The sequence below is a fragment of the Pseudomonas sp. AC242 genome (assembly GCF_979258655.1).
In genome coordinates, this window is the sequence record NZ_OZ409873.1 from 489,838 (window position 1) to 504,006 (window position 14,169).

The following is a 14,169-nucleotide window of genomic DNA, read 5'->3' on the forward strand; positions in this document are numbered from 1 at the left end:
AGACGCCCGAGGGGCGCGCATCCTACACCGGCAGTTCACAAGTCGTACATCAGACAGGGAAATGCCCGACATTGGGCAGCCGACTTTGACTTAAGTTCTTACACTTGTAGCGCGAAGCTTAAAACTTGTCGCTGTGTAGCCCTATAATGCGCGCCGGTTTTTGGGGTAATGGTCATGAGTACAGAAGATCCGCGGTTTGCAGGCATCGCCCGTTTGTATGGCATCGAAGGCCTGGCGCGTTTGCGCGCGGCCCATGTGGCGATCGTCGGCGTCGGTGGCGTCGGTTCCTGGGCGGCGGAAGCCATGGCCCGTTGTGGTGTCGGTGAGATTTCGCTGTTCGATCTCGATGACGTCTGCGTCAGCAACGCCAACCGTCAGTTGCACGCGCTGGACAGCACCGTCGGCAAACCCAAGGTCGAGGTGATGGCCGAGCGCCTGCGCGGGATCAACCCGGATTGCACCGTGCACGCCGTGGCGGATTTCGTCACCCGCGAGACCATGGCTGAATACATCACGCCGAACATCGACTGCGTGATTGACTGCATCGACGCGGTCAACGCCAAGGCTGCGCTGATCGCCTGGTGCAAGCGCCGCAAGATCCAGATCATTACCACGGGCGGCGCGGGCGGGCAGATCGATCCGACGCTGATTCAGGTGTGTGATCTCAACCGTACGTTCAACGACCCGTTGGCCTCGAAAGTGCGCTCGACGTTGCGTCGCGATTATGGTTTTTCGCGCACCGTGACTCGGCATTACAGCGTGCCGTGTGTGTTTTCCACGGAGCAACTGCGTTATCCGAAGCCGGATGGCAGCATTTGTTTGCAGAAGAGCTTTGTCGGCGACGGTGTGAAGCTGGACTGCGCGGGTGGATTTGGCGCGGTGATGATGGTCACGGCGACGTTTGGCATGGTCGCGGCGACCAAGGCTGTGGACAAGATTGTTGCGGGGGTTCGGCGTCCGGCTGACCGAGTTAAACCTCAGGCTTGATGCTGGGGCTTATGCCCTCATCGCTGGCAAGCCAGCTCCCACAGGTATTGGGTAAGTTCACTGCATCTATGAACACCATAGAACCCCGTGGGAGCTGGCTTGCCAGCGATGGCGATTAACCAGCCAACTCATTCATTCGCTGGAGCACTGCATTGAGGCCATTGCTGCGCGATGGCGATAGCTGCCGCGAAAGGCCGAGCTGATTGAACCAGTCCGGCAAATCAATTTGCTTCAGATCAGCGCCCGACAAGCCATTTACCCGCAACAAGAGCAACGCCACCAACCCGCGAATCATCCGCGCATCGCTACTCGCCGCAAATTGCCAGTGACCGTCACGCAACTCCCCAACCAGCCACACCTGACTCTCACAGCCATGCACCCGGTTAGCCTCGCACTTGTCCGCATCGCTGAGCGCTGTCAGACGATCACCAAACTGCATCAACAACCGCGCCCGCTGTTCCCAGCCGGCCGCGTTTTGAAAAGTCTGCAGCGCCTCGACGGCTTCGAGCGGCAAGCTCATCGCAACAACTCCAGCGCCTGATCCAGCGCTTCAAAAAAGCGCTCCAGATCTTCCGAATCGTTGTACAGCGCCAGTGACACACGAATCGCCCCGGCCAGCTCAAAGCTTTTCAGCAGCGGCATCGCGCAATGATGCCCGGCGCGCACGGCAATGCCTTGCTCAGTCAGCAAGTGCGCCAAATCAGCGTTGTGCACACCTTCAACGACGAAACTCGCCAGCGCCAATTGCGGCTTGCCGAGCAGACGAATGCCGTTACGCGCCGCGAGTCCATGCAGCAAATAGTCATGCAACGCGGCTTCATGGGCAGACACAGCGTCCTGATCCAGACCCGCCAGATAATCCAGCGTCGCGCCAAGGCCGATGACGCTGGCAATCGGCGGCGTACCGGCCTCGAAACCCAGCGGCGCAGGGCGAAAGCGCGAGTCGTGATAGTTGGCTTCCAGGACCATTTCGCCGCCGAACTGCCAGGGCTTCAACTGCTCAAGTGCTGCATTGCGCCCGAACAGCACGCCAAGGCCATCAGGCCCATAGAGCTTGTGGCTGGAAAATACATAAAAGTCGCAACCCAGCGCCTGCACGTCATGCCGACCATGCACCACGCCTTGCGCGCCATCGACCACGGTCAGCGCGTTCTGCGCCTTGGCCATGCCCAGCAACGCCGGCAATGGCTGCCACGCGCCGAGCACGTTGGACAACTGACTGACTGCCAGCAATCGCGTGCGCGGGCCTATCAAATGCACAGCGACAGCAAGGTCGATCAGGCCGTCGGCATCCAGCGGCAGGATCACCAGTTTGAGACTTCGCCGTTGGGCCAGTTGCTGCCACGGCAGCAGGTTGGCGTGATGCTCCAGGGCGCTAATGACAATTTCATCGCCCGGGTGGAAAAGATGTTCCAGGCCATACGCCAGGAGGTTCAGCGCACTGGTGGCGCCATGGGTAAAGATGATCTGCCCGCTGTCACCGGCATTCAGCCACTGGGCAACCTTCAGCCGACTGTCCTCGAACGCCTGCGTGGCATGGGCGCCGGGCAGGTGTTGCGCACGATGCACATTGGCCGCGCCGTTGGCGTAGTAATGCGTCAGTGCGTCGAGCAGGGCCTGGGGTTTTTGCGTGGTGGCGGCGTTGTCCAGATAGGTCTGGTCTTGCCGTTGCAGCGCGGCGATGGCCGGGAAATCGGCACGCCACGGGGAGGGAATCATCACAGTTTTTAGCCCTGGTGAAGAGGGGCGGGATGTACGCCAAATCCTGTAGGAGTGAGCCTGCTCGCGATGGCGTCCGTGAGGGCGCTAAAAGCATCGCGAGCAGGCTCACTCCTACAATGGATTATTCAAGCACTTAGTTGTGAGCGTGCAGCGCTTCGTTCAGTTCGATCGCCGATTTGTGGGTTTTGCACTCCACAGCACCGGTTTCCGAATTGCGACGGAACAGCAGGTCAGTCTGACCGGCCAGCTCACGCGCCTTCACAACCTTGACCAGATTGTTGTTTTCGTCGAGCAGCGCCACCTTGGTGCCGGCCGTCACGTACAGGCCCGACTCAACGGTGTTGCGGTCGCCCAACGGGATACCGATACCGGCGTTGGCGCCGATCAGGCAGCCTTCGCCGACCTTGATCACGATGTTGCCGCCGCCCGACAGGGTGCCCATGGTCGAGCAACCGCCGCCCAGGTCCGAACCCTTGCCGACGAATACGCCAGCGGAAACGCGGCCTTCGATCATGCCCGGGCCTTCGGTGCCGGCGTTGAAGTTGATGAAACCTTCGTGCATCACGGTGGTGCCTTCACCGACGTAAGCGCCCAGACGCAGACGCGCGGCGTCAGCGATACGCACGCCAGCCGGAACCACGTAGTCGGTCATTTTCGGGAACTTGTCCACCGAGAATACTTCCAGCAACTCGCCGCGCAGACGCGCTTCCAGTTGCATTTCCGCCAGTTCGCTCAGGTCGATGGCGCCCTGGCTGGTCCAGGCAACGTTCGGCAGCAACGGGAAGATACCGGCCAGGCTCACGCCGTGCGGCTTGACCAGACGGTGCGACAGCAGATGCAGCTTGAGGTAAGCCTCAGGTGTCGAGGTCAGTTGCGAGTCTTCTGCCAGCAGGGTGGCGACCAGCGGCTTGTGGCTTTCGGCCAGGCGGGTCAACAGCTTGCCTTGCACGGCGTCGATGCCTTTTACGGCTTCAGCCAGTTGCGCAGCCTGAGCGGTGGTGAAGGTAATGGCCTGGTTGCCTTCGGTATAACCGAGGATCGGCGCAACAGCGGCGACCAGTTCGGCCGATGGGTTGAGCAGTGGCTGTGCGTAGAACACTTCCAGCCACGCGCCTTGACGGTTCTGAGTGCCGACACCAAAGGCGATGCTGAACAGGGAATTGGACATGTAAATACACCTCTACAAAGAGTGACGGGCTGCTTACTTCAGAGCGGCCGCGTAGATATCTGGCTTGAAGCCAATCAGGGTTCGGTCACCGAGATCGAGCACCGGGCGCTTGATCATCGAGGGTTGAGCGAGCATCAGTTCGATGGCTTTCGACTGGTCGAGATCGGCTTTACGTTCGTCGTCGAGTTTGCGAAAGGTCGTGCCTGCACGGTTCAACACCGTTTGCCAGCCATGTTCGTCACACCATTGGGTCAGGTGCTCACGGTCGATGCCGGCGGTCTTGTAGTCGTGAAAGTCGTAGCTGACAGCGTGTTCATCGAGCCAGGTGCGCGCCTTCTTCATGGTGTCGCAGGCTTTGATGCCGAAAAGGTGCAACGTTTTACTTGAAACGGTCAAGGAATCGCCCCCTTTACAGGTGCTGGAGAAAAATGGTGTCGGATTATGCCATGACCAAACGGTTTCGTCGGCCACGGTTGTCGTAACGCTGCAAAACCTGTGGGAGCGAGCCTGCTCGCGAAGGGGCCGCTTCAGTCAATTGAGTGTTGATTGATCCACGGCATTCACGAGCAAGCTCGCTCCCACATTGGGGTGGCGTTGCGGGCGTGCGACATAGGTGCAACGGTCAGACACAGCCTAAGCGGCTAATATGGCAGTTCAACGCTGTCGATTGTCTGAGATTTCCGCTTTATGCAAACTGCTTACACCGTCCTCATCCTGCTGATGCTGGTCAGCGTCTCGCGTCTGGTCGGACGGGTCATCCCGCTGCCGCTGCCACTGGTCCAGATTGCCGCCGGCGCCTTGCTCGCCTGGCCGACGCTGGGTCTGCACGTGGCCCTCGATCCCGAATTGTTCCTGTTTCTGTTTCTGCCGCCATTGTTGTTCTCCGACGGCTGGCGCATGCCCAAGCGCGAGTTCTGGCATTTGCGCGGGCCGATCCTGACATTGGCGGTGGGGCTGGTGCTGTTCACCGTGGTTGGCGCCGGGTACTTCATTCATTGGTTGTTGCCGTCTATTCCGCTGCCCGTGGCCTTCGCCCTGGCGGCTGTGTTGTCGCCTACGGACGCCGTGGCGGTGTCGGCCATTTCGCAAAATCGCTTGCCGACCCCGCTGATGCATATATTGCAGGGCGAGGCGCTGATGAACGATGCCTCGGGTCTGGTGACCTTCAAGTTCGCCCTGGTGGCGGCCATCACGGGCGTGTTCTCGCTGACCAACGCCAGCCTGACCTTTGTCGTGGTGGCGCTCGGCGGACTGGCGGTCGGTGTGGCATTGAGCTGGCTGGTCGGGCGCTTGCGGGCGTGGATGATCGCTCGCGGTTGGGACGATCCCGCGACTCACGTTGTGTTCATGTTGCTGTTGCCGTTCGCCGCTTATGTATTGGCCGAACGTCTTGGCGTGTCGGGCATTCTCTCGGCCGTGGCGGCGGGGATGATGCAGAGCTGGCTCGATCTGCTGCCACGACAGACCAGCACTCGCTTGCTTAATCGCAGTGTCTGGTCGCTGCTGGAGTTCGCTTTCAACGGGCTGATTTTCCTCCTGCTCGGCCTGCAGTTGCCGGACATCATCAAAGCCGTGGTCAGCCACGAGCCGACGTTGTGGCCGACGTTGTTCTATCGCTGCCTCGATGTTGTGGCGATTTTTCTCGCGCTGGTTTTGTTGCGATTTATCTGGGTGCAGAGCATCTGGCGTTTATCGGTATTGCTGCGGCGTTTGCGCGGTAAAGGTGATCTGACGCAAGTGCCGACCGCGCGCTCCTGCTGGCTGCTGACCGTCGGCGGTGTGCGCGGTGCGGTGACGCTGGCCGGCGTGATGTCGGTGCCGATGTTGATGGGGGCGGAGGCGTTTCCCGAGCGTGATCTGCTGATCTTCATTGCTGCCGGGGTTATTTTGCTGTCGCTGATTTCGGCGTGCATCGCGCTGCCGCTGTTGTTGCGCGGCATCGAGAAAAGTCCGGATGACAAACGGCGCCAGGAAGTGCGCGACGCGTGGCGTAAAACCGCAGAGGCGGCGATTCACGCGCTCGAAACCGAAGAAACTACCCCGCAGGACGCTGCTCAAGCCGCTCTGTCAGCCGAGCTGAAGGCGCGGATCATGTCCGAGTATCGCCATCAACTGGATGTCTTCAACGATTCCGCCGAAGCGCAGGCCCTGGCGTTCCAGATGGATCTGCTTGAGCGTCGCCTGCGCTTGAAGGCGCTGAGGGCGCAGCGCCTGGAGCTCTATAGTCTCAGTCGTCAGCATCAGATAGGTGATGACGTTCTCCGAGAAGTGTTGGCCGATCTGGATTTGAGCGAGGCCAACTTGGGGCAGGTCAAATAACCTGAGCTTGATAATCAATGGCCGGATAACTTTGCTTGGCCAGGCGTTTGTCCCGTTCACTGAGTTTCAGGTTGAAGGCAATCTCGAAGTTGCCGTGGGTCAGAAAGTTGGGTACCGGATAATGCAAGATGGAAAGGCTGTCGTATTCTCCTCCGGAAGTAATGTCGCAACTGTCGAGGCGGAAGATATTCAGTTCAATTTCTTCACGGTTCCAGCCCTGAGTTTCGCTGAAGTACTTGTACACAGCTTCTATATCCCATGGAATATTGGCATCGGGATGCAGATGGGCATGATGAAACCCCAGTGCATGTCCGAACTCATGCAGCAGCGTGGCTTCAAACAGCGGGTGTTGCGGTTCAGTCTGGATGACCAGCGTAGGTTCTTCTGGATCGACTTCCAACGCTTCGGTGCCGATTTCCGACCAGTTCGCTTCGCCGTTCAGGGCGATACGGATCTGTCCCAGGCCTTGTTCGACCTGGGCAAATGTCAGGCTGACAAAGGGCTCCCATTGACGAATTATCCGTTCGACCCGGTAGGCCAATTCATCGGGTAAATCCTCCATGAACGAAAAAGTTACCGTACTGGCGTTGTCCCATAACCGGTTGGAACAGACGATAGAACGCTTGTGACGTTCTCCCGAGGTGAAGTTGCGACTGCGCATTTTGACGAAGGGGTAATGGTGCATGATCAATATCCATATTGATTGACAAGGTGCTTAGGGTGGTGCCCGGAAGTTTTTTAATCGATAGGGCGCGACGGATAGTTACAGTAACTGTTCATCTGAAGACTATCTTTGGAGCGGGCAGGTAGGAAGTCGGTAATTGCTTTGATATGTATCGCGGTGATAAAACCGCGCGCCAGATTGCCTGGCGCGGGCCAAATACTACTTATTGCTGACGGGTGATAAAGGCGCGAATCCGCTCGGCGGCTTCGACACATTCGGCCAGTGGCGCAACCAGCGCCATGCGCACACGCCCTGCGCCCGGGTTGACGCCATCGACATCACGAGACAGGTACGAGCCCGGCACCACGGTTACGTGCTCCTGCTCAAACAGATCGCGGCAGAACGCGGCGTCATCACCTTGCACGTTCGGCCACAGGTAGAAGCTGCCATCCGGACGCTGCACGTCCATCACCGGGCTGAGGATTTCCAGCACCGCATCGAATTTCTCGCGATACAGCGCACGGTTGGCGCGTACATGCACTTCGTCATTCCACGCCGCCACGCTGGCCAGTTGCGTTTGTACCGGCATCGCGCAGCCGTGGTAGGTGCGATACAGCAGGAAGCCTTTGAGGATGTCGGCGTCGCCGGCAACGAAACCGGAGCGCAGGCCTGGCAGGTTGGAGCGCTTGGACAGGCTATGGAACACCACGCAACGCTTGAAGTCCTTGCGGCCCAGTTCGACACAGGCTGTGAGCAGGCCCGGCGGCGGCGTTTGCTCATCGAAGTACAACTCGCTGTAGCACTCGTCGGCGGCGATCACGAAATCGTACTCGTCGGCCAGAGCGATCAGCTTTTTCAGGGTGTCGACCGGGATCAGCGCGCCAGTCGGATTGCCCGGCGAGCAGAGGAAGAGGATCTGGCAGCGTTTCCAGATGTCTGGCGAAACGGCATCGAAATCCGGATTGAAGCCGTTTTCGTCGAGACACGGCAGGTAATGCGGCTTGGCCCCGGCGAGGAACGCGGCGCCTTCGTAGATCTGGTAGAACGGGTTCGGGCTGACCACCAACGCGTCGTCGCCACGGTTGACCACGGTCTGGGTGAACGCGAACAGCGCTTCACGGGTGCCGTTCACCGGCAGTACGTTGCGCGCCGGATCGATCCAGCCGCCAGGCACACCGAATCGCCGCTCGCACCAGCCGGCAATGGCTTCACGCAGCGCCGGGATACCGAGGGTAGTCGGATACACCGCCATCTGATCCAGGCTGTTAGCCAGCGCTTCAGCGACAAAGCTTGGCGAGCGGTGTTTCGGCTCGCCGATCGACAGGGCGATCGGGCGTTTTTCCGGGTTTGGCGTTACGGTGCCGAGCAGGGCGCGGAGCTTTTCGAACGGGTACGGCTGGAGCTGGTTCAGAGCGTTGTTCATTGGGGCTGGGTCTCTCGCAAAGCCATTTGAATCCGGGGCGCCATCAAATACTGATGCGCGACAATTTGATATCGGGTTCCTGATTGACGCTCAGTTGCTCAACGATCGCATCCTGCAAACGGCTGCACAGCAACGGGTCGGACAGCGGCTGGTTGTGAGCGTCGGTGATGAAGAACACGTCTTCGACCCGCTCGCCGAGGGTCGCAATCTTGGCGTTCTGCAGCGACAGGTCGAATTCGAGGAAAATCCCGCCGATCCGCGCCAGCAGTCCCGGGCGGTCGGGTGCGGTCAATTCCAGCACGGTCACCGGACGCTGGGCATCGTTGTGAATCGTCACCTGCGGCGCAAAGGCGAAATGCTTGAGCTGGCGCGGCACGCGACGCTGGATGATCGTCGGGTAGTCGTCCGGATTGCGCAGGGCTTCGGTCAGGCCTTCGCGGATCTGCTTGACCCGTGCCGGGTTGTCGCCGATGGATTCGCCTTCGTTGTCGAGCACGATGTAGGTGTCGAGGGTGAACTGGCTACTCGAGGTGATAACCCGGGCGTCGTGAATGTTCAGGTTGAGCTGATCCATTGCCGCCACGGTCACGGCGAAGAAGTCATGCTGGTCCGGCGCATAAATGAAGATCTGCGTGCCGCCCTCGAATTCGCGCTGGGTGGTTTCCTTGATCAGCACCAACGGCCCGCCATCGACCGGTTGCTGCAGGATTGCATCACTGTGCCAGGCCACGTCACCGGCGGTGTGGCGCAGGAAATAGTCATCGCCCAACTGCGCCCACAACTGCTCGACATCGTCCGGATCGGTGCCACCACGCACCAGAATATCCAGCGCGGCACTTTGGGTCTGGCGGATCTGTTCTTCGCGATCCACCGGGTTTTCCAGGCCGCGGCGCAAGGCACGCTTGGTCTCGGTATAGAGCTGGCGCAACAGGCTGGCGCGCCACGAATTCCACAGCGTCGGGTTGGTCGCGTTGATGTCGGCAACCGTCAGCACATAGAGATAGTCGAGGCGGGTTTCATCGCCGACTGCCAGGGCAAAGTCGTGGATCACCTGCGGATCGGACAAGTCCTTGCGCTGCGCGGTCGTCGACATCACCAGATGGTTCTGCACCAGCCAGACAATCAGGCGGCTGTCCCACAGTGGCAACTGATGTCGCTGGCAGAACGCCTCGGCATCGACCGCGCCGATTTCCGAGTGATCGCCATGCCGGCCCTTGCCGATGTCGTGGTACAGGCCCGCCATGTAGATCAGTTCCGGCTTGGGCAGCTTGGCCATGAGCTTGGCAGCCAGCGGGAATTTCTCCGAGACCTGGGTGTACTGCAATTTGCGCAGGTGTTTGATCAGGTTCAGCGTGTGCGCATCGACCGTATAGATGTGGAACAGGTCGTGCTGCATCTGCCCGACGATAAAGCCGAACTCCGGCAGGTAACGCCCGAGAATGCCGTAACGGTTCATCCGGCGCAGGTTGCGGTGGATGCCGATCTTGCACTTGAACAGCTCGATGAACAGGCTGGTGTTGCGAATATCGTTGCGGAAGTTGTCGTCGATCAGGTGACGGTGCTCGCGCAGCAGACGAATGGTGTCGGCGCGTACGCCTTTGATCTCCGGCTGCTGCGCCATCAGCACGAAAATCTCGAGCATGGCGAACGGCGTGCGGCGGAACACGTTGTCGTTGCGTGCCTCGATATAGCCGTCGTGGAGCTGGAAGCGCGAGTTGATCGGCTGCGGCGGCGCTTCGTCTTCCGGGGCGAGGATGACTTCCTCGAAGTGCTGGATGATCAGGTCGCTGAGCTGGGCGATGCTCATTACCACGCGGAAATACTGTTGCATGAAGTTTTCGACGGCCTGTTTGGCGTCGTCACCTTCAAACCCGAGCAGCCCGGCGATGGTGCGTTGATGATCGAACAGCAAGCGGTCTTCGGAGCGGCCCGCCAGCATGTGCAGCGCATAGCGCACTTTCCAGAGGAACTCCTGGGAAGAGGCGAGCAGGGCGTTTTCGCTTTCGACCAGGAAACCTTCGCCGGCGAGGGCGCGCAGGTTCAGGGTGCCGTACTGACGCCGGGCCACCCACAGAATCGTCTGGATATCCCGCAAGCCGCCGGGCGAGCCTTTGACGTTGGGTTCCAGGTTGTATTCGGTGTCGTTGTACTTGTGGTGACGGGCCTTTTGCTCGGCACGCTTGGCCAGGAAGAACTCCTTGGCCGGCCACATGTGTGCGGTGCTGGTGACGTCGAGCATGCGCTGACGCAGACGCTCGGGGCCGCAGATGGTGCGGCTTTCCATCAGGTTGGTGACGACGGTCAGGTCGGCGCGGGCTTCTTCGGCGCATTCATCGACCGAGCGCACGCTCTGGCCGACTTCCAGGCCGATGTCCCACAGCAGCGTCAGAAAACGCTCGATAGAGTCACGGAAAACTTCGTGATCGGCGCTGTCCAGCAGGATCAGCAAATCAATGTCGGAATACGGGTGCAACTCACCGCGGCCGTAGCCGCCGACCGCGACCAGCGCGATGTCGGCGTCTTCGCTCCAGGTGAACTGCTCCCAGGCCTTTTGCAGGATGTTGTCGACGAACCAGGCACGGTCTTCGATCAGACGGCGAATGTCGCGGCCATTGCGAAAACGCGTGTCGAGTACTTCGCGAGCCTGGCGGATCGCCTTCTTGAACGCCGCGATGGGACTCGCTTTCAGGGCCAGTTCAGCCTGGAACTGGCCGCGGTCGAAGAGTTCGGGATCCACCTGCGGCATCGATTGGCTTTCCTTCTATAAGGCTGGGAGCGTTGTGTGGATCAGGCCGAGACGCGCGGGATGGTGTCATCGGCGCGCAGGGTGAAGATCTCGTAACCGGTGTCGGTGACCAGCAGGGTGTGCTCCCACTGGGCCGAGAGCTTGCGGTCTTTGGTGATCGCGGTCCAGCCGTCGCCCAATACTTTGGTGTCGGCCTTGCCCTGGTTGATCATCGGTTCGATGGTGAAGGTCATGCCGGCCTTCAGTTCCATGCCGGTGCCGGCACGGCCGTAGTGCAGGATCTGCGGTTCTTCGTGGAAGACCTTGCCGATGCCATGGCCGCAGAACTCGCGAACCACCGAGAAGCCGTTCTTCTCGGCGTGCTTCTGGATGACTTCGCCGATGTCGCCGAGGCGGCAGCCAGGTTTGACGATTTCGATCGCCTTGTACATGCATTCCTGAGTGATCTGCGACAGGCGCTCGGCCCACACCGGCACTTCACCGACGTGGAACATGCGGCTGGTGTCGCCGTGGTAACCGTCTTTGATCACGGTGACGTCGATGTTCAGGGTGTCACCGTTTTTCAGCGGTTTGTCGTTCGGGATGCCGTGGCAGACCACGTGGTTGATCGAGGTGCAGATCGACTTCGGGTAGCCCTTGTAGTTGAGCGGGGCAGGGATGGCTTGCTGCACGTTGACGATGTAGTCGTGGCAGATCTGGTTCAGCTCATCGGTGGTGGCGCCCGGTTTGACATGTTCGGCAATCATTTCCAGCACATCGGCGGCCAGTTTGCCGGCGACACGCATGCCAGCGATGTCCTCGGGGGTTTTGAGGTTGACGGTCATACAGGCTCTCTCTGCGCTCGGCGGCGCTTGCTGATACGAATAGGGTGGCAGGTGTGCGTTTTGCGACCCTGAAAAACGCGATTCTAACAGACGCACGGCGCAATTCAGCGCCCGCGTGCATCGCTTCTCTCTATACAATGGTGCGTTCGGGGCCGATTCCAAGGGGGCTGCGCCCATGTCCTTGGTGCGAATACAGATTCCGGGTTCCGTTTCTGCGCACCCTGTGGTATAAAATGCGCCGCTTTCCGGGGATACCCCGAAAAGCTTAAATCCACACACGTGTCGACACGATGACCTGGGTGCTTTTGGCTTTATGCCACTGGTTGGTCATTGGGATACGTGGAGGCCAAACCCGACTTATTAAGGAACTATCATGTCCCAAGTCAATATGCGCGATATGCTGAAGGCCGGTGTGCACTTCGGTCACCAAACCCGTTACTGGAATCCGAAAATGGGTAAGTACATTTTCGGCGCGCGTAACAAGATTCACATCATCAACCTTGAAAAAACCCTGCCAATGTTCAACGAAGCTCTGACTTTCGTAGAACGTCTGGCCCAGGGCAAAAACAAGATTCTGTTCGTCGGCACCAAGCGTTCCGCTGGCAAGATCGTTGCTGAAGAAGCAGCACGTTGCGGTTCGCCGTACGTCGATCACCGCTGGTTGGGCGGCATGCTGACCAACTTCAAAACCATTCGTGCTTCCATCAAGCGTCTGCGTGACCTTGAAGTTCAAGCCGAAGACGGTACTTTCGCCAAGCTGACCAAGAAAGAAGCGCTGATGCGCTCCCGTGATCTTGAGAAGCTGGATCGTTCGCTGGGCGGCATCAAGGACATGGGCGGTCTGCCAGACGCACTGTTCGTGATCGACGTTGACCACGAGCGCATCGCGATCACCGAAGCCAACAAGCTGGGCATCCCGGTAATCGGCGTTGTCGACACCAACAGCAGCCCGGAAGGCGTTGACTACATCATCCCAGGCAACGATGACGCAATCCGCGCTATCCAGCTGTACATGGGTTCGATGGCTGACGCAGTAATCCGTGGTCGCAACAATGTTGCTGGCGGCACTGTAGAATTCGCAGCTGAAGAAACTCAGGCTGCAGCTGAGTAATTAACGCCCTGGCGTTGACTCAGTAAGCAAAAAGGGGGCTTGGCCCCCTTTTTGCCACCTCGAAAACCATTTGTCGGCGGCGCAGCTACAGCTTCTGTAACGTGCAGCAGCTACAACGTGGGGTTTGGGACGAATTGAACGCCCGTTCGATCGGGTGGAATGGTTGAAAACCTATCCAAGAGGAATTTGAAAATGGCAGCAATTACTGCAGCGTTGGTTAAAGAACTGCGCGAGCGTACCGGCGAAGGCATGATGGATTGCAAGAAAGCCCTGGAAAAGGCTGACGGCGACATCGAAAAAGCCATTGATGACATGCGTGCTTCGGGCGCAATCAAGGCTGCCAAAAAAGCTGGCAACGTTGCCGCTGAAGGCGCCATCGCTCTGAAAGAAGACGGCAAATCTGCTGTTCTGCTGGAAGTGAACTCGCAGACCGACTTCCTGGCTCTGCAGGACGACTTCAAGGCATTCGTTGCTGAAAGCATTGAAAAAGCTTTCGCTGACAAGCTGACTGATGTTGCTCCGCTGATCGAAGCTCAAGAAGCTGCTCGCCTGGTACTGGTCGGCAAGGTTGGCGAAAACGTCAACATCCGTCGTCTGGTTCGCGTAGAAGGCGACGTTGTTGGTGGCTACCTGCACGGCAACAAGATCGGTGTTGCAGTTGTTCTGAAAGGCGGTAACGTTGAACTGGCCAAAGACATCGCTATGCACGTAGCGGCCAGCAACCCTGAGTTCCTGCTGCCATCGGAAGTTTCGGCTGAAGCTATCGAACGTGAAAAAGCTGTGTTCCTGCAGTTGAACGAAGAAAAAATCAAAGGCAAGCCAGAAAACATTGTTGAAAATATGGTCAAAGGCCGTATCAGCAAGTTCCTGGCTGAAGCAAGCCTGGTTGAGCAGGCGTTCGTCAAGAACCCTGAAATCAAGGTTGGCGAACTGGCCAAGAAAGCCGGTGCTGAAATCGTTTCCTTCACCTACTTCAAAGTAGGCGAGGGCATCGAGAAGCCGGTCGACAACTTCGCTGAAGAAGTTGCTGCCCAGCTGGCTGCCGCCAAGCAATAAGACGGTTTTTCAACTGTCGCCCGAAAGAGGCTGCCCGCTCACGCGCGCAGCCTCTTTTCAGATGGGGTTGCCAATTTTTTATTGGTTTCCACTTGGAACTGACTTACAAAGCCATGTTCCGATGGCGCTGAAGCAGCGCCAAGCTAGAG

The 14,169-nt window shown here is 58.9% G+C and carries 12 protein-coding genes; 4 read left to right on the top strand and 8 right to left on the bottom strand.

Going from position 1 to position 14,169, the window contains the following annotated elements:
- Window positions 1–168: 168 nt before the first annotated feature.
- Window positions 169–987: a tRNA cyclic N6-threonylcarbamoyladenosine(37) synthase TcdA gene (tcdA, locus tag ACZZ0A_RS02125; RefSeq protein WP_007908865.1), complete on the top strand. Its 819-nt coding sequence runs from the start codon at window positions 169–171 to the stop codon at window positions 985–987.
- A gap of 115 nt (window positions 988–1,102) precedes the next feature.
- On the opposite strand, the gene ACZZ0A_RS02130 is transcribed toward tcdA, so the two are convergent.
- The 4 genes from ACZZ0A_RS02130 to ACZZ0A_RS02145 form a co-directional block, all read right to left on the bottom strand.
- Window positions 1,103–1,507, bottom strand: a complete 405-nt coding sequence (locus ACZZ0A_RS02130; RefSeq protein ID WP_463542459.1) for a SufE family protein — start codon at window positions 1,505–1,507, stop codon at window positions 1,103–1,105.
- Window positions 1,504–2,709 carry an aminotransferase class V-fold PLP-dependent enzyme gene (locus tag ACZZ0A_RS02135; RefSeq protein ID WP_042704889.1) on the bottom strand — a complete coding sequence of 402 codons (1,206 nt, stop codon included), beginning with the start codon at window positions 2,707–2,709 and terminating at the stop codon, window positions 1,504–1,506. The genes ACZZ0A_RS02130 and ACZZ0A_RS02135 overlap by 4 nt, the downstream gene beginning before the upstream one ends.
- A 133-nt stretch (window positions 2,710–2,842) precedes the next feature.
- On the bottom strand, window positions 2,843–3,877 hold the full coding sequence (dapD, locus tag ACZZ0A_RS02140) for a 2,3,4,5-tetrahydropyridine-2,6-dicarboxylate N-succinyltransferase (protein WP_007949650.1): 1,035 nt from the start codon (window positions 3,875–3,877) through the stop codon (window positions 2,843–2,845).
- A gap of 33 nt (window positions 3,878–3,910) precedes the next feature.
- The gene (locus ACZZ0A_RS02145; RefSeq protein WP_003222107.1) at window positions 3,911–4,273 is read right to left on the bottom strand and encodes an ArsC family reductase; all 363 of its coding nucleotides are present in this window, start codon (window positions 4,271–4,273) and stop codon (window positions 3,911–3,913) included.
- 291 nt (window positions 4,274–4,564) lie between these two features.
- Here ACZZ0A_RS02145 and ACZZ0A_RS02150 point away from each other — a divergent pair, with 291 nt between their 5' ends.
- Window positions 4,565–6,196, top strand: a complete 1,632-nt coding sequence (locus tag ACZZ0A_RS02150; protein WP_007908861.1) for a Na+/H+ antiporter — start codon at window positions 4,565–4,567, stop codon at window positions 6,194–6,196.
- Here the strand turns inward: ACZZ0A_RS02150 and ACZZ0A_RS02155 are convergent.
- The 4 genes from ACZZ0A_RS02155 to map form a co-directional block, all read right to left on the bottom strand.
- A complete protein-coding gene (locus ACZZ0A_RS02155) occupies window positions 6,189–6,881 on the bottom strand; it encodes a M12 family metallopeptidase (protein ID WP_463542460.1) in 693 nt (230 codons plus the stop codon). The two genes, ACZZ0A_RS02150 and ACZZ0A_RS02155, sit on opposite strands and share 8 nt — an antisense overlap.
- A gap of 202 nt (window positions 6,882–7,083) precedes the next feature.
- The gene (dapC, locus tag ACZZ0A_RS02160) at window positions 7,084–8,283 is read right to left on the bottom strand and encodes a succinyldiaminopimelate transaminase (RefSeq protein WP_007908859.1); all 1,200 of its coding nucleotides are present in this window, start codon (window positions 8,281–8,283) and stop codon (window positions 7,084–7,086) included.
- A 43-nt stretch (window positions 8,284–8,326) separates the two neighbouring features.
- Entirely contained in the window at window positions 8,327–11,029 is a 2,703-nt protein-coding gene (locus tag ACZZ0A_RS02165) for a [protein-PII] uridylyltransferase (protein WP_007908858.1), read from the bottom strand.
- A gap of 41 nt (window positions 11,030–11,070) precedes the next feature.
- The gene (map, locus tag ACZZ0A_RS02170; protein ID WP_463542461.1) at window positions 11,071–11,853 is read right to left on the bottom strand and encodes a type I methionyl aminopeptidase; all 783 of its coding nucleotides are present in this window, start codon (window positions 11,851–11,853) and stop codon (window positions 11,071–11,073) included.
- A 373-nt stretch (window positions 11,854–12,226) separates the two neighbouring features.
- On the opposite strand from map, the gene rpsB reads away from it, so the two are divergent.
- A complete protein-coding gene (gene rpsB, locus ACZZ0A_RS02175) occupies window positions 12,227–12,964 on the top strand; it encodes a 30S ribosomal protein S2 (RefSeq protein WP_003222119.1) in 738 nt (245 codons plus the stop codon).
- A gap of 192 nt (window positions 12,965–13,156) precedes the next feature.
- Window positions 13,157–14,020, top strand: a complete 864-nt coding sequence (gene tsf, locus ACZZ0A_RS02180) for a translation elongation factor Ts (RefSeq protein ID WP_007908856.1) — start codon at window positions 13,157–13,159, stop codon at window positions 14,018–14,020.
- The last annotated feature ends 149 nt before the right edge of the window (window positions 14,021–14,169 follow it).